Raw genomic sequence first — 15,063 nt, forward strand, 5'->3', positions numbered from 1 at the left:
ATGAAAGATGACGTTGCCGGGCAAGTGGTTTGGATTACCGGTCTGTCGGGCGCGGGTAAATCGACGTTGGCCGGGGCATTTGTAGCCGGACTTCGAAGTCTTGGCCACTCGGTTGTCCTGCTGGACGGGGATGAGCTGCGCGACGTTTTCGGTGCCACCTCCGCCAACACGCAAAACCACGGGCGTGAGGGGCGATTGGTACTGGCCCTGCAGTACGCCCATCTGTGCCGGGTCATCGCGGCGCAAGGGCACACCGTCGTCATTGCCACGATTTCGCTGTTTGGTGAGGTTCATGCCTGGAACCGCATTCATCTACCGGGTTATTTCGAAGTGTATTTGAAGGTGCCGGTGGCGGAACTGCGTCGTCGGGACCCCAAGGGAATCTATCGCCGGTTCGATGCCGGCGAGTTGAACAATGTCGCGGGTCTGGATTTATCAATTGATGAGCCGGACGCCGCAGATTGGGTGGTGGAGTTTGATCCTGAGCGCTCCCTGCAAACATCGACCGATAACTTGCTTCACCATTTTTTGAAAAGGAAGTTGATATGAAAACCGAATGGGATTACTCCACCCTGGCCGACGCGTATCTGAAGCGTCCTGACTATGCCGATGCTGCCATTGACGCGATGTTGTCGATTGCAGGCGCCGAGCGCGGCGACAAGTTTTGCGATGTCGGTGCCGGCGTTGCGCACCTGACCTTGATGCTCGCGGCTCGTGATCTGGATGTTGTGGCGGTGGAGCCTAACGATGCGATGCGTGCCAATGGCATCAAGCGCACTGTCGACCTGACCAACGTGCGTTGGCATGAAGGCACCGGCGAAGCAACCGGGCAGACCAGCGAAGCGTTCGACATGGTCACATTCGGCAGTTCCTTCAATGTCTGCGACCGTCAGCAGGCGCTCAAGGAAACCGCGCGCATCCTCAACCCTGGGGGCTGGTTCGCCTGCATGTGGAACCATCGTTATCTTGAGGATCCTATCCAGGCCCGGATCGAAGCCATCATCAAGGATCGGGTCCAGGGTTACGGCTACGGTACTCGTCGTGAAGATCAAACCGCAGTCATCGACGCCAGTGCGCTGTTCGGCCCGGTTGTTCACCTGGATGCGCGGGTCATTCACGAACAAACCATCGAAGAGTGCCTGGAAGCCTGGCGCTCCCACGCGACGCTTGAGCGTCAGGCTGGCGCGAAATTCCACGAAGTGATCAGCGCCATCGAGGACTATCTGAGAAGCCTTGATACGGCCTCGATCCAGATTCCGTACTCGACCAATATCTGGGTTGCTCAGTTGAGATAAGCCGATGTCGCTGCATTTCTCGACCAAGGCCGGCACCTTGATTGCTCTTCAGGAGCGACTCACGTCGGCTCGCATCGCGCCCTTGTTGTCATTCACCGTAAAGGAATGGCAAATGGGGCGGCACGCCTGTTTTCGCGACATCCGGGGAGGATTGGGGGACGGACCGTGGATCGTGCGTTCCAGCTGTCTGCGCGAAGATGGCACGCAAACCTCATGCGCCGGGGCTTTTCTTTCGATCCCCGATGTCATTGAAGCGGACCTGGAGTCGGCGATTGAGAGAGTGATCGCCAGCTATGGCGATGCACACCCGGCCGACGAGGTGCTGATTCAGCCGATGCTGGGAAATGTACTTCGATCCGGTGTCGCCTTTTCCCACGACCCGAATACCTGTGCGCCGTATCGGGTGGTGAACTGGTCTGAAGGCAATGACACCGCGTCGGTGACCAGCGGCATGGGCGGTCGGTTGTGGCAGCAGGCGGCGCGCAGCGAAGTGCCGCCACCGCCGAGCCTGGCCCCGATCATCGCCTTGCTTGCGGAATTGTTGGCGTTGTTCGATGACGCACCCATCGATTGCGAGTTCGCCGTCACACGCGAAGCCGAGGGCGAGGTCCTGTGGCTGTTACAAGCGCGGCCATTGATTTTGCCGACAGCTGCCGAATCCGAGGCTGATCAGGCGGCTCGTCTGGACAGTATTCAGCGCAAGGTGGCGCGGGGCATGCAATCGCACCCATTCCTGATGGGGCAACGCACGGTCTATGGCGTGATGCCAGACTGGAACCCGGCCGAGATTATCGGCATCCGGCCTAAACCGCTCGCGCTCTCGCTGTACCGGGACCTGGTGACTGACTCGATCTGGGCTTACCAGCGCCATAACTATGGTTACCGCAACTTACGCAGCTTCCCGCTGATGCCGCATTTTTTCGGGTTGCCGTACATCGATGTGCGCTTGTCGTTTAACTCGTTTATTCCGGCAGACCTGGATGAGGGGCTGGCCGGGCGGCTGGTTGATCACTACATCGATCGCCTGCTGGCCGAACCGACGCTGCACGATAAGGTGGAATTCGAGATCGTCTTCTCGTGTTACACCCTGGACCTCTCGACACGGCTGGAGCGCTTGGCCAGTGCCGGTTTTCAGCAGCACGAACTGGAAGCCATCAGCACCAGTTTGCGCAAACTGACCAACCGCATCGTCCATCCCAAGGACGGCTTGTGGCGCGCCGATGCGAACAAACTCGACATCCTCAACGAGCGACGCGAAGCGTTGCTGGCCTCCAACGCCGATCCTCTGGAACGGATTTACTGGTTGCTGGAGGATGCCAAGCGCTATGGCACCTTGCCGTTTGCTGGCCTGGCGCGCGCCGGTTTTGTCGCGGTGCAGATGCTCAAATCCCTGGTGACCGTGGGCGTGTTCTCCCAGGCTGACTACGATAGCTTCATGGCAGGCGTCTCGACCGTCAGCGGCCAGTTGGCACGTGACCGGGCCATATTGGACAAGTCGACATTCCTGGCGCGCTACGGTCATTTGCGTCCGGGCACCTACGACATCCTTTCGCCTCGTTACGATGAGGCGCCGGAGCTCTATTTCGACTGGACTCAACGTCCCGCCGCTCCGGAACCGCTAAAACCCTTTTCGCTGACCCTGCCGCAGATGCGTGCAATCGTGCAGCAATTGGAAGAGCATGGCTTGCAGCCTGATCCGGTCGGCTTGCTGGACTTCATGCAAGCGGGGATTGAACTGCGCGAACTGGCCAAGTTCCACTTCACCCGCAATCTATCGGATGCCTTGGCATTAATTGCCGAGGTGGGCGCTCAGCATGGCATCAGCCGCGAAGATATCGCCTATTGCGACATCAGCGCCTTCAAGGAGCTGCACATTGCGGCGGTCGATCCGAAGGACGTGCTGTTGCATAGCATCGAACAGGGTAAGGCGCGCTACGCAGAAACGCTCAAGGTCTCGCTGCCGCCGGTGATCACCTGCCCGGAAGATGTCTGGTCCTTCGAATGGCCGGAAACGGCCCCGAACTTCATCACTCAGAAACAGGTGACAGCGCCCGTGGTGGGCAGTGAGGATCGAGACAAGCTCGTCGGGGCGATTGTCTGCATTCCCAACGCGGACCCAGGTTTTGACTGGTTGTTTGCCTACCCGATCGCCGGGTTGATTACGGCTTGGGGCGGTGCCAACTCGCATATGGCGATTCGCGCCGGCGAACTTGGCCTGCCAGCGGTCATTGGTGCCGGTGAAGTGCTCTATCGTCGCTGGTCCACGGCGCAGCGCTTGCACCTGGACTGCCCCGGCCGTTGGGTGGAGGTGTTGGCATGAAGGTCGTCGCCGTGAGTCAGCGTGTGGACGTGTTGCCTGAGCGCGGCGAAAGCCGTGATGCGCTGGACCAGCGTCTGATTGATTTTCTGCTGGCCGGCGGTTATTTGCCGGTGCCGGTGCCAAACGGGTTGCAGGATGATCTGCATGACTGGCTAAACGCCGTATCGCCACAGGCCATCGTGCTTTCGGGGGGCAATGACATCGGCCAGTGTTCGGCGCGGGATGTGACCGAAAGCCGATTGCTTGACCATGCACGCGCCCAAGGCCTGCCGGTACTCGGCATTTGCCGAGGCATGCAGATGATCGCGCACTGGTCTGGCGGTGAGCTGAAACCGGTGAAAGGTCATGTGCGAACCCGGCATCAATTGTCGGGACGGATTGTTGCCGAGGTGAACAGCTATCACGGTCTGGCGCTGGACGGTTGTCCGCCAGGGTTTGAGGTTCAGGCGCGCAGTGAGGACGGGGAAATCGAAGCCATCGGGCACCTCAATCTGCCTTGGGAAGGCTGGATGTGGCACCCGGAGCGAGAGGACGTTTTTGCGGCGCACGATGTTGATCGGTTGAAGCAGTTGTTCGGTGAGTAAAGCGTCTTTATCTGAGGTAGAACGGTTGTGAAAGCCATTATCCTGGCTGCCGGACGTGGCAGCCGCATGAAAAGCCTCACGAATGAACGTCCGAAATGCATGGTCGAGTTGCGGGGCAAGACGCTACTTGAGTGGCAGCTTGAGGCACTGCGCGGTGCCGGCATCAGCGAGATCGCTGTCGTCACCGGTTACAAACGCGAGTTGTTGGCCAGCCAAGGATTGGTCGAGTTCCATAACCCACGCTGGGCGCAGACCAACATGGTGTCGTCGTTGGCCTGCGCTGAGGCGTGGTTGCAGCAGGAACCGTGCATTGTCAGCTATTCCGACATCTTCTATAGCCCCGTCGCGGTCCAGTCGCTGATGAACTCTAACGCTTCCCTCGCTGTCACCTACGACCCGAACTGGCTTGAGCTGTGGACTGAGCGTTTTGGCGATCCTTTATTGGATGCTGAAACATTGCGCATGACTGGCGCAGGCAACCTCGCGGAAATCGGCAATAAACCGACATCAGTCGACGATATCCAGGGCCAGTACATGGGGCTTTTGCGCTTCACGCCAGAAGGGTGGGCAGAAGTCGTCCGGCTTCGCTCGGCGTTGACTCCGGAGCAGTGTGACAAAGTGCACATGACCAACACTTTGCAGCAAGTCATTGAGGCGGGACAGGTTGCGATACAAGCCGTTGCGTACACGGGAGAGTGGGGAGAGGTGGACTCCGCCGAGGATCTCTTCGTGTATCAATAATCGGGATACTTGACTGATGTGTATAAAAGCTCCGCAAGACTTCAACGTTCCTTAAAAACCGGATGGATCTATGGTCGGAGCACCCACCGCGAATACTGCCGGTATTCAGCAGGCGTCCACGATCCCAGCCACGTTCTCTGGTAGGTGCACAAAGTTCTGCAACGGATTATGCAGAATGTGTGCGTCGCCACAGGCTATCAAGTGCGAGCTGTCAGGGAAGCGGTCGATGGCGCCTTGATTTTTGCGGCCAATGTTCGGATTGCCAGTAATGCGTGCGTCCATGGCCGCTCTGCGGTAGTTGTGCCCCATGACTGTGTACTGGGCCTCAACGGCTGTACGAGGTTCCATGGCATAGTCGGCCTTCCCTGTGCGGCCGTATTTCTATCTGTTTGAAGTCGTGCCTGTGACTGTAGCAGGGGCGGTGAAAGCAGTCCGATCAACGAGAATACATACGCCCGTTTATGCAGAGATTCACCCTCGTCCTCTAACCTGTGGCCTCATCTTTTCGAAACACCACGCTTTGAGGTAAATAACCCGGAACTACAAAGGGCCGCGAACTTGCTACGGGTTTTTGCAGACGGTTCAGCTGGAACTACCGTTCGATGTGGCGTGTGAGGGACAAGGAGGGCGGGGCGTTTATCCACGCAGCTTTGAGTCGAATCCATGAAGAAGGAAACCCCATGATTACCACCACAACCCACTCCATCGAAAGCCGGCAAATCACTGCTTACCTGGACATCGTCAGCGCTGAGTCGGTGCAGGGCGTCAACGTGATCCGCGACATGTTCGCCGGGATGCGGGATTTTTTCGGCGGGCGTTTTCAGACGCTGGAGCGAGCGCTGAAAGAGGCGCGTATTCAGGCGGCCGACGTTCATCAAAATGACACTGGCGGTGATGATGGCGCCGGACTGAGTGCAATCGGCCCAGGCGGTGTAAAAACGCAGGTCTTGTCTTGAAATCTGCGTCGCTACGTAAAATCTGCCAGTAATTGGTAACTACAATGGACCTGGAGTTTGCTTAGGAACGCGACTTTTGTTCCGATTCAAACCATCAAATCTACGCTAAAACGTTTTTACAAAGCCTCAGCCAAAAGCGGCCTGTGGGGTGCGCCTCGGAAATCCGGGGCAACTCACAATTTTTAGGCGATGCTACTTACTGAATCACTCCGGCGGGTAGCGGTACCAATTTTCCGGTGCAGAATCATCATTCCCGAAGATACAGGGCGATTACACTGCGGCTCGCGGATGGCCGCCGGCCACCCGCGAGCCAGTGCCATCAAGCCAGCAGTTTAAGCTCGTCTTTACCGTACTTGAGCGACTTCTCGTCTGGAATCATCAGGCCAGTGTGCTCGTCGCGCCCCTGCAGGACGAAGCGGGCGTTCGGGTTGCCCAGTTGGGTAGCGGCCTGCTGGCTGTCGGCGCCGATCTCGCCTTTCTTCATGCGATTGACGATCAGCCCCACCGCCGTATCGTTGAAGTCGCGCAGCATCCAGGCATCGCCATCGCCATCGCCATCGCCATCGCCAGCCACCAACACCGGGCCATAGCCCTTCTGTTTAACCAGCACGTTCTTGATGCCGACGGTCTTGCCCGGCCCGTAATTGAAGTGCGAGTCTGGCTGATAGCGACTGGTGTACTTGCCTTCTTCCATCGCCAGGCGCAGGCCGATCACGTTCTCAGGCGGCACGCCGTATCCGTAATGGGGATTGCCCGCGAACACGCGTACCACACCGTCGATCGAGGCGGTGCTGACATAGACGTCGATGCCGTTGGCGCGCAACGTGTGCATCAGGCCACGGATTTCCTCATGGATGCGGATGCCATGAAAGTGCGTATCCGCCACCACCCCGGCCTTACCCGGCAAGGTGCGTGAACTCTCGTACTTGACCTTGTGCAGCGCGTCGCCGATGGCGTAGTTGTTGGAGGCCTGCGCCATCACCTGCAATTCAGCCGTGGTCATGTTCTTGTAGAAGTACAGAATCCACTTGTAGCCGATCTCCACCGGGTAGTGGCGGAAATTGGCCGCTATCGGGCCGACCTCGCGCTGTTGTCGCCGGTCGGCATCGACGCCCAGCGCGGAGCCAGCAACTACGACCACCGCGAAGCCGAAGTGGCGCGCGCCATGGCCGACAATGCCGAGCGCGTGGTCATCCTCACCGATTACAGCAAGATTGGCATGGAGAGCCGCGTCGCCTTCTGCCCACCGGAACGCATCGACGTGCTCATCACCAACCACAAGGCCAGTACCGAAGCGGCGTTCGCCGCACTGAACGCCAAGCTGAAACGTATTGTCCTGGTGTAGCGGTGGCTTGGCGGTTGCAACAGGAATTGACGCAGTGTGATGCTCAAGTGCAGCGCAATCGGGTAGATCTTGCACGATGCGACTATCGGCGCTGGCAAACTGACCGTACCTGTATAAGAAAATCCATGTCGTATTCAGTTGTTCGAATCACATCAACCAGGCTGTTTGGCAAAAGCTTGGGGTGCAGTGGATCATTGCCGAGAGGTGAAACGATGCTCTGACCAGCAAATTGTATGGTTTCTGTTACGCATCTTTCATTCCGTCTTTCAATATCCCTGATGTAATCTCGCTGCTCGTGATACGCACGGCTGAATGGGAAAACCATGGATAGCTTTCGAAAGCCCTGCATCAGGAAACGTCCTTAATGACTTCTCCTGAATCCAAAACCCTGCAAGCCCTCAATCCAGAAAGTAAATACAAAAGCCTTCGGACATTTGCCAAAACGGTTATCGCTACTACCTTGTTAGTTGCAGCCATTTCGGCGGCTGCTCTTTTCATGTCCGGCTCAGGTTTCTTTGCCACGCCTCAACGCGACTCAGTCAGCGGTGCCGAGCAACAGGCGCGCATCGCCACCCTCAACTCGTTGGGCGCATTGTCGCTGGCTATCGTTCCCACCACTGATGTCCCCGCTGCACTGCAGAGCATGCATCTCGACCAGGCGGCAACTGCGGCACTGGTTACGGAACTTGCCCCACATTTGCCAGTGGCTCCTGGGAATACTCCCTCAGCCGATGCCCGGCAGGTACCTGGCGGCGCAGTAGCCGACAGCAGTGCACCGCCGTCTCCCGCCACCCAGCCACCCATCCGTTTTGCCTGGGTCACGTTATGGGACTCCGATGTGGAGGACGGCGATGCGGTACGTATCCAGAGCGGTGGTTATGTGAGGACTGTCATGCTGACCAAACAGGGCATCACCTTTGCCATACCCGTTCCTGCCGATGGAAAAATAGCCCTGACAGGTGTCCAGGATGGCGAGGGTGGTGGCATCACCGTCGGCTTGGGGTCCGGCGGCGTCAAGGCCGTCCTGCCGATCATGAGCGTCGGCCAGATACTCACCTTGAACGTCAAGGCCAATTGATGCGTTGGCTGAGTTCGCTGGCGATACGGCTGGGGCCGATCGCATTTGTCGTGATGACACTCGTGGTTGTCGCGCAATTCTGGATGCAACATCAGCCCAACAGTACCGATGTCGGTCACTACGGGCAGGATGTCGCTGATTTTCTGCATGCGCATGCCTGGACCCTGCTCGCGTTTGCGGGTGCTTTCTGGCTGGTCACGTTTGCAGGGCTATTCCATGAGCAAGAACGCCGTAAAAGCCCAAATGTCAGCAAAGGAAATCGGATCATGGATGCACTAGACAGGCTCACAAACCGCCAGTCGCTGGAGCAGAAGCTGGCTCGGGAACCCGAGTCCGTTGTCATCGACTCGGAAAAACTGGCCGCAGCGCTTAAGAGCAAGGTCATCGGCCAGGACGCGGTCTGTGACGACATGGCCGCTCAGATCAGGCGGCGCCTCGCGCTCAAACAGCGCAACAAGCCTGTCGGCGTTTTTATCCTGGCCGGCCCACCCGGGACCGGGAAAACCTACCTCGCCAAATGCCTGGCAATTGAGTTGCAACGCAATCTGTTGCATTTCGACATGACCCAGTTTTCCAGTGGTGCGCATGCCGCCACGCAACTGTTTGGTGCATCCAAAGGCTATGTCGGCTCCAATACCTACGGCAAATTGACTGCCGCGTTGCGCGATACGCCGGATGCCGTGGTGCTGCTGGATGAAATAGAGAAGGCGCACCCGGATATTCACAAGAATTTCCTGACGGCCTGGAACGATGGGTTCGTGACCGAGGCCTCCGACGGTCGACAGATTTCGACGGCCAACGCCATTTTCATCATGACCACGAATGCCGCTACCGATGCCCTGCAGTCGTTGGGTGTCACTTTCGCCAACGATGCCGATGAGTTGCGTCGTGCCTCGACCAATGCGCTGCGCGAAGTGGGTTTTGCGCCGGAAGTGTTGAACCGCATCGACCGGATCTTTGTGTTCAGGTCGCTTTCCGGTCTGGATGTCGCTCGTGTCACGGCGCTTGAAATCGAAGCCATGATCCAGAGCTATGGGCTGGAGGTCGCGGTGGGTGGTATCGACTCGGATATCCTTGTCGACATGATGCGTCGCCAGCAACGGCTGGGGAGCGGTGCATCGTCACGCGATCTGCTGCGTGCGGTTGAAGAGTCGATCGCCGACACGCTGATCGACGCCCGAGAACAGGGCCACACGAAAGTGGCGTTGCACTTGGTTGATGGTCACGTTATCGCCAAACCTGAACTATGAATCCGGTTTTGAGCGATGGCAAAGCGGTGTTCAAGGCGTTGTGGGCTCGTGCGCCCTGGTGGCGTACTTGCCTGATAGCAGCGACGTTACTCTCGGTGGCGGTGGTGTTTTTTCCTCCGTCCATGGGCACGACGAATCGAAATGCTTCACCCGCGCTACCAGAACAAGTGGCTTATCAACCGCAGCGCAGTCCGCCAACCCTGCCTTCTCAGCAAGGCAGGGCTACGCCATCAACCGCCAATATCTCTCTCGCGACTTCCGGTGCCGCGTCCTCCCAGGATCCATCGGGCCTGGACAGGGCCATGATTGGCCGCACCTATAGCGGGACGGTCAGGGTGGATGGATATGAAGTGCCTCTTCCGACCGGGCAGTGGGCCATGCTTGCCAATAGCTCCATCCGTCTGCCCAAGGCATCAGGCATGATTTACTTTTTTGGACGCATTGAGAAAAAACGCCTGATCGGTGCTGTTCGGATCATCGGGCTGAAAAGCAATGAGAGTCCCGGTGATGGGTTCGAGCAAGCCAATGGATGCGTGACTGGCAATCCGGATCTGAACTATGTGTTCATCGAATCGGTAAAGCCTTTTGCCCATCAAGGGTGCTGGAGCATGACGAACATTTACACACCGCCCTTTCTGCAATGGGCTGACCAGACAGTCAAAATTTCCAGCCTGGATCGCGCAGCAGCAGGGGACATGGCTGCGAAGGGCGTGACCTATCCGCAGGACTTTATGGTGCTGAGGTTCTTCCGTGCGGAAAAATGGGGGTGCTTGAGGCCAGCTATTGGTTCAGTCCGGAGCTGGAGGGGATTACTTCCAACAGTGTGCTGTCTTTTCGCGAGTCTGACTGGCAGGCGAGGAACATTTCCCGCTTTCCCGAAAAGCTGGCCTATGCAGGCAAGTTGAAAAACTGGGGCGCTGCGTTTTGGCCAAAATTTCAGCAAGCTTTTGCAACAGGCGGGCCGTTGGAGAGCGGGAAGTTGTAACGTGCAGGCTGAGCCAGCCAGTGCTTGCTCATTACCGTCAATTGCGTATTTGGCTTGCGTGCGGCCTAAGCCTGACCATTGAGTTTGATCAGGGCGCTCTTTCTGGGAGGCATTCCAGTCAGGCTCACGTTTAAGCGAGTCCCGCCTCGCCTGTTATAGACTGCCAACCCCTTCGAACGGAATCGACACCATGGCTATCCACCGCATCGGGCTGTTGATGTGCTGCATGTCTTCACTCGCTAACGCTGCCGCCAGCACCACAACCTTTCCCGACGCTGCTGCCAGCGACCCCGACAAGCTGGGCTGGATTATCGCTCGGGCCAGCGGTCGCAACGTCGCGCAGTTGTTATCGGAGCGGATCTGGAGTCGTTTGGGCGCCGAGCAGGATGCCTGCTTCACCGTGGACTCCATCGGTACGCCGTTTGCCGGAGGCGGTTTGAACACTGGCCTGCGGGACCTGGCGCGGTTTGGCGAGATGTTGCGCAATGACGGCCAGTTCAACGGCCAGCAGATCGTGCCCAAAGCGGTGGTGGACGACATACGTGGCGGTGGCGATAAGCAGGCCTTCGCCAAAGCCGGGTATGAGTTGTTGAAGGGCTGGAGCTACCGGTCGATGTGGTGGGTGACAAACAAGGAGGACGGGGCGTTCATGGCGCGCGGGGTGCATGGGCAACGGATCTATGTCGACCCGAAGGCCGAGATGGTGATAGTGCGGTATGCATCGCATCCGGTGGCGAGCAATTCGGCCAACGATCCGGTTACGTTACCGGCGTTTGAGGCGTTGGCTGAGCATTTGTCGACGTTGCCTTGAGTACATTTATGCAGAAGGAAACCCAATGATCACCACCACCACCCACACCATCGAAGGCCGTCAAATCACGGCCTACCTGGACATCGTCAGTGCCGAGTCGGTGCAGGGCGTCAACGTGATCCGCGATATGTTCGCCGGGATGCGGGATTTTTTCGGCGGGCGTTCTCAGACGCTGGAGCGAGCGCTGAAAGAGGCGCGTATTCAGGCGACCGACGAGATCAAGGAGCGCGCCCGGGCGTTGCAGGCAGATGCGGTGGTTGGGCTCGATTTCGAGATCAGCATGCCGGGGGGCAAGGGCGGGATGGTGGTGGTGTTTGTGACCGGAACGGCGGTGAAGTTGAGATAACGAACGCGGCCCGTGACGCTTGGCGCACGGGCCTTGCCGGTCTGATCAGACGGGATGCGGAGCGCGTTCGCCCTTGCTCATCACCTGTTGGGCGAAGAAGTTGCCCATGTTGCTCTTGCCTGACTTTTGATACGTATACATCTGGCCGAGGTCGACGGTTTTCGCGAAGTTGTTCATGTTCAACACGAAGCCGCCCGTGCCTTGGTATTCCTTGTCTTCCTTCACATAGTCGAACGAACTTTTTGCAAATTCGTTGGCGGCGCCTTTCAAGGCGTCGGAGCGGTTCATGTAGTCGGTAAGACGTGCCAGATTTTCGTCGCTGATCGAGCCAGAGAGGGAAGTGGCTTTCAGGTTGCCTTGCGGGTCGACGGTGAAGCCGAAGTCCTGCTCCTCAAGGTTAGGGGCGATATTTTTCAGGTCGTCCAGAAACTGTACGTAGGTAGTCTTAAGGTTGTCATTGGCTGCGATCAATCGATCTTGGGCGGCTGGAAAGTTTGCGCTCGGCGAGGTGCTACCGACCCAAGTGATTACGGCATCTATGACCTGTCCGGGGCCGGTTGGATCAGTTGGCTGGGACGGCGACGGGGAGAAATGACGCCACCCTGGTTCGGGTGGGTTTCAAGCCATTTTTTGGCTGCCTCCTTCATTGCCTCCGTTGTCGGAGTAGGCGGGGTTGTCGTCAGGACCTTGTCGGATTTTGGCAGGTCTTTAAATGAAGGGGCGACGCTGGAGGTCGTTGAACTGATATTCACGGCTCTTTCCTTGAGATTTTTCGAATGACTACAGGGCAACGGCTCTGAATTTCAATTCTTGAGATGGATTGAGGGATGGGTTTCCGTTATTGCGTAAGAAAGTGTTTCGGTGCGGATACAAACCATTCGTCGGCCCCCGTGTGGTGTGAACTACAAGTCCAGTAATGACCGGCTAGTCTCAAAATCCTTGGTGGTCGATATTTTTCAGGCAAAAAGGGCTAGCCGGTATCGACCCTGTTTTGAAAAGGGGCTAAGAGATGGCTGATCCGTATATCGAAGATGACGGGGCTGAGTTTCCAATCAACAACTGTGTGCAGTGTGGCCAGACTGAGTACGTGGCTGGCTTTGGTGAGGATCAGGTCAAGACGGGCAAGATCAAATCGACGGCGCGAAGAGCGTCGAAGTCAAAATTTCTGCCCAAGGTAGCAGCGCCATCCAGGAAGTAACCGCTGATAAAACAGACCCTGCCATTGAGCGGGGTTTTTTATTTCTGGAGGGCCCACCGCTGGGAAATGCCCTACAGACGTACGGTTTTTTTGCGTTTTTTCTTTCACGAACTTTTCACAGCAGCCTACGTAGTCTCAGCTCATCCGTTAGAAAGCAATACTCCAGCCCGTCTCCCCAGCGGGCTTTTTTTTGCCTGCGATAAAACCTTTTCCATAACCGTGGTCCAACCGACGCCGAGAGTGACGTTGAGCCCATTTGTGTCTGGACTTTGCCGTCTCCAAAGCATTCAATCTCCGCCTTTTCGTTCTCCCCCTTTTTTGAGGTTTTCGTCATGCGTTTAACACTGCCCGCCCTGGTTCTGGGGCTTCTGGTTACTCAAGGTGCGATGGCTGCCGGTCAAGGCACAGCCGCGCTCGGTGGTGGTCTGGGTGGCGCACTCGGTAATGTGGTCGGTCAGAAAATGGGCGGCAGCACCGGTGCAGCGATTGGTGCTGGCGTAGCGGGCGCAGCAGGCAGTGCCATCGCGGCACCAAAAGGCAGCCGTACCAAAGCAGCCATTGGCGGTGGCGTCGGCGCGGCCGGCGGTTCGGTCATCGGCAACAGCCTGGGTGGCAAGACCGGTGCAACCATCGGCGCCGGCCTGGGCGGCGCCGCGGGCGGCGCGGTCGGTACCAACCTGTCGAAAGGCCACAAGCGTCACTGATCCTGATCGGTCAGCGCAAAAAGCCCGGCGTGATGCCCAATGCCGATCAGTTAAGAATATCTCAAGGTGACACACGCTCGTTGTAGCAGCTGGCGAAGCCTGCGTTCGACTGCGTAGCAGTCGTAAATCCTGCACGCGCGGTTTTCCTGAAAGAACCGAGGGGCTGATCTTACGACTGCTACGCAGTCGAACGCAGGCTTCGCCAGTTGCTACAAAAGAGCGCATTCGCCCGGGATATTCTTAACTGATAGGCATTAGGCGTGATGCCGGGCTTTTTCGTTTCGGAACGAATATCACCGCGTGAACCTCCAACGTCATATAACGCAGGCGCGCATTCCATTTGCAGGGCGCTCTGTTTCCGAATCCTGAAATTTTGAGGTTCATATCATGCGTTTGACATTGTCTACGTTGGTTTTGGGACTTCTGGTCGCTCAGAGTGCAATGGCTGCCGGCGATGGCACTGCGGCGGTAGGTGGCGGTCTGGGTGGCGCACTGGGTAATGTGGTCGGCCAGCAAATGGGCGGCAGCACCGGCGCTGCCATTGGCGCAGGAGTGGGCGGCGCGGCAGGCGGTGCGGTCGGCGCACGCAAGGGCAGCCGCACAGAAGCGGCAGTGGGCGGTGGTGTCGGGGCTGCGGGCGGTTCGGTGGTCGGCCATAGCCTGGGCGGTTCCACCGGTTCGACCATTGGTGCAGGCCTGGGGGGCGGCGGGCGGCGCGGTCGGTAACAATTTGGGTAGCGACGGCGGCAGTTCTCATTCCGGCGGCCGCCATAAACACAACAACAAATACAAGCACCATAAAGGCCACTGATTCTATACCTCGACAACAGAAACCCGGCCGGCGCCGGGTTTTTCCTGATAGGGCTCTGGAACGTTTGGGTGCAGGACGCCTCGAACTTCATACACTCCCTGAAATATGTGAGGCGTGCCATGACGCTTGAAACCGAAGACGACTCAGACGAACTCAACGATCCGGGTAATGAAGACCCAGGTTCGTTGATGGACGACGCGACGGTACCGCTTAACGATGCCGATGATGCCGCAGACGTGGGTAATACCGAGAATGAGGAGGAAGACGAAGATTGATCACGTGCCGACCGATCGTCTCTCCGGTCGAACGCTCGCTTAACCTGATCCTCGAAATTGCAGGGCCTGCTTTTCAGGTCCTTCGAGAGGTGCTTTATGAACGCAGACCCGAAAGTCGCCGACGTCGACGAAACGCCTGAATATCCGCTGCCTTCACCTACTGACTCGCTGCGTCGTGACCAGCGCCCGCCTGACGATGAGGAAGACGCGGGGGTGGAGCAGGTTGCGGAGGGTGAGGTGAAGCGGGGTGATGTTGAGGCGAGCCCTGATGATCCGGATATTGCCGGGGAGCCGAGCTGATTAGCTGCAGACTTGTACAATTTTAAAGCCCGGCAGTCTGTTGGGCTTTTCGATTTTCAAACGT

17 protein-coding genes and 3 pseudogenes are annotated in these 15,063 nt (G+C 57.7%); 17 read left to right on the top strand and 3 right to left on the bottom strand.

From position 1 onward, the window contains the following. The 5 genes from JFV26_RS25285 to JFV26_RS25305 are packed head-to-tail and all read left to right on the top strand — an operon-like array spanning nt 1 to nt 4,940. Complete coding sequence (locus tag JFV26_RS25285; protein WP_201196224.1) at nt 1–549, top strand: adenylyl-sulfate kinase; 549 nt, start codon at nt 1–3, stop codon at nt 547–549. Next, nucleotides 546–1,295, top strand: a complete 750-nt coding sequence (locus JFV26_RS25290; RefSeq protein ID WP_201196225.1) for a class I SAM-dependent methyltransferase — start codon at nt 546–548, stop codon at nt 1,293–1,295. Before JFV26_RS25285 ends, JFV26_RS25290 begins: the two co-directional genes overlap by 4 nt. A gap of 4 nt (nt 1,296–1,299) precedes the next feature. Further along, complete coding sequence (locus tag JFV26_RS25295) at nt 1,300–3,615, top strand: PEP-utilizing enzyme (RefSeq protein ID WP_201196226.1); 2,316 nt, start codon at nt 1,300–1,302, stop codon at nt 3,613–3,615. Beyond that, nucleotides 3,612–4,199: a gamma-glutamyl-gamma-aminobutyrate hydrolase family protein gene (locus JFV26_RS25300; protein WP_201196228.1), complete on the top strand. Its 588-nt coding sequence runs from the start codon at nt 3,612–3,614 to the stop codon at nt 4,197–4,199. Before JFV26_RS25295 ends, JFV26_RS25300 begins: the two co-directional genes overlap by 4 nt. A gap of 27 nt (nt 4,200–4,226) precedes the next feature. Then, on the top strand, nt 4,227–4,940 hold the full coding sequence (locus tag JFV26_RS25305; RefSeq protein ID WP_201196230.1) for an NTP transferase domain-containing protein: 714 nt from the start codon (nt 4,227–4,229) through the stop codon (nt 4,938–4,940). Between the two features lie 105 nt (nt 4,941–5,045). Here the strand turns inward: JFV26_RS25305 and JFV26_RS25310 are convergent, their stop codons facing one another. After that, the gene (locus JFV26_RS25310; protein ID WP_201196231.1) at nt 5,046–5,288 is read right to left on the bottom strand and encodes a hypothetical protein; all 243 of its coding nucleotides are present in this window, start codon (nt 5,286–5,288) and stop codon (nt 5,046–5,048) included. Nucleotides 5,289–5,620: 332 nt separating this feature from the next. Here JFV26_RS25310 and JFV26_RS25315 point away from each other — a divergent pair. Then, a pseudogene (locus JFV26_RS25315) lies at nt 5,621–5,809 on the top strand (heavy metal-binding domain-containing protein); the annotation flags it as partial. Nucleotides 5,810–6,215: 406 nt separating this feature from the next. On the opposite strand, the gene JFV26_RS25320 reads toward JFV26_RS25315, so the two are convergent. Continuing rightward, entirely contained in the window at nt 6,216–7,037 is an 822-nt protein-coding gene (locus tag JFV26_RS25320) for an HAD family hydrolase (protein ID WP_242487902.1), read from the bottom strand. Between JFV26_RS25320 and JFV26_RS25325 the strand changes: the two genes are divergently transcribed. The 6 genes and pseudogenes from JFV26_RS25325 (at nt 6,948) to JFV26_RS25350 (ending at nt 11,711) form a co-directional block, all read left to right on the top strand. Then, nucleotides 6,948–7,241 (top strand): hypothetical protein, encoded by a 294-nt coding sequence (locus JFV26_RS25325; protein WP_342215480.1) that lies wholly within the window; start codon nt 6,948–6,950, stop codon nt 7,239–7,241. The genes JFV26_RS25320 and JFV26_RS25325 overlap by 90 nt on opposite strands. A 364-nt stretch (nt 7,242–7,605) precedes the next feature. Then, nucleotides 7,606–8,319 (top strand): hypothetical protein, encoded by a 714-nt coding sequence (locus JFV26_RS25330; protein WP_201196233.1) that lies wholly within the window; start codon nt 7,606–7,608, stop codon nt 8,317–8,319. Beyond that, nucleotides 8,319–9,569 carry an AAA family ATPase gene (locus JFV26_RS25335; protein WP_201196235.1) on the top strand — a complete coding sequence of 417 codons (1,251 nt, stop codon included), beginning with the start codon at nt 8,319–8,321 and terminating at the stop codon, nt 9,567–9,569. Before JFV26_RS25330 ends, JFV26_RS25335 begins: the two co-directional genes overlap by 1 nt. An 8-nt stretch (nt 9,570–9,577) precedes the next feature. Next, nucleotides 9,578–10,474 carry a hypothetical protein gene (locus JFV26_RS25340; protein WP_201196236.1) on the top strand — a complete coding sequence of 299 codons (897 nt, stop codon included), beginning with the start codon at nt 9,578–9,580 and terminating at the stop codon, nt 10,472–10,474. 372 nt (nt 10,475–10,846) lie between these two features. Beyond that, nucleotides 10,847–11,365: pseudogene (locus JFV26_RS25345) on the top strand (serine hydrolase); the annotation flags it as partial. Between the two features lie 25 nt (nt 11,366–11,390). Further along, the gene (locus JFV26_RS25350) at nt 11,391–11,711 is read left to right on the top strand and encodes a YbjQ family protein (protein WP_201196237.1); all 321 of its coding nucleotides are present in this window, start codon (nt 11,391–11,393) and stop codon (nt 11,709–11,711) included. Nucleotides 11,712–11,756: 45 nt separating this feature from the next. On the opposite strand, the gene JFV26_RS25355 is transcribed toward JFV26_RS25350, so the two are convergent. Then, entirely contained in the window at nt 11,757–12,182 is a 426-nt protein-coding gene (locus JFV26_RS25355) for a hypothetical protein (RefSeq protein WP_201196238.1), read from the bottom strand. 538 nt (nt 12,183–12,720) lie between these two features. Between JFV26_RS25355 and JFV26_RS33765 the strand changes: the two genes are divergently transcribed. The 5 genes and pseudogenes from JFV26_RS33765 (at nt 12,721) to JFV26_RS25375 (ending at nt 14,999) form a co-directional block, all read left to right on the top strand. Next, nucleotides 12,721–12,909, top strand: a complete 189-nt coding sequence (locus JFV26_RS33765; protein WP_242487897.1) for a hypothetical protein — start codon at nt 12,721–12,723, stop codon at nt 12,907–12,909. 332 nt (nt 12,910–13,241) lie between these two features. After that, nucleotides 13,242–13,613: a bacteriocin gene (locus JFV26_RS25360; RefSeq protein ID WP_201196239.1), complete on the top strand. Its 372-nt coding sequence runs from the start codon at nt 13,242–13,244 to the stop codon at nt 13,611–13,613. Between the two features lie 387 nt (nt 13,614–14,000). Continuing rightward, nucleotides 14,001–14,424 (top strand): annotated as a pseudogene (locus JFV26_RS25365) (hypothetical protein). A gap of 119 nt (nt 14,425–14,543) precedes the next feature. Next, a complete protein-coding gene (locus tag JFV26_RS25370; RefSeq protein WP_201196240.1) occupies nt 14,544–14,699 on the top strand; it encodes a hypothetical protein in 156 nt (51 codons plus the stop codon). A 96-nt stretch (nt 14,700–14,795) separates the two neighbouring features. Then, a complete protein-coding gene (locus JFV26_RS25375) occupies nt 14,796–14,999 on the top strand; it encodes a hypothetical protein (RefSeq protein WP_201196241.1) in 204 nt (67 codons plus the stop codon). The last annotated feature ends 64 nt before the right edge of the window (nt 15,000–15,063 follow it).

The sequence above is a fragment of the Pseudomonas sp. TH31 genome, assembly GCF_016650815.1.
Taxonomy (GTDB): domain Bacteria; phylum Pseudomonadota; class Gammaproteobacteria; order Pseudomonadales; family Pseudomonadaceae; genus Aquipseudomonas.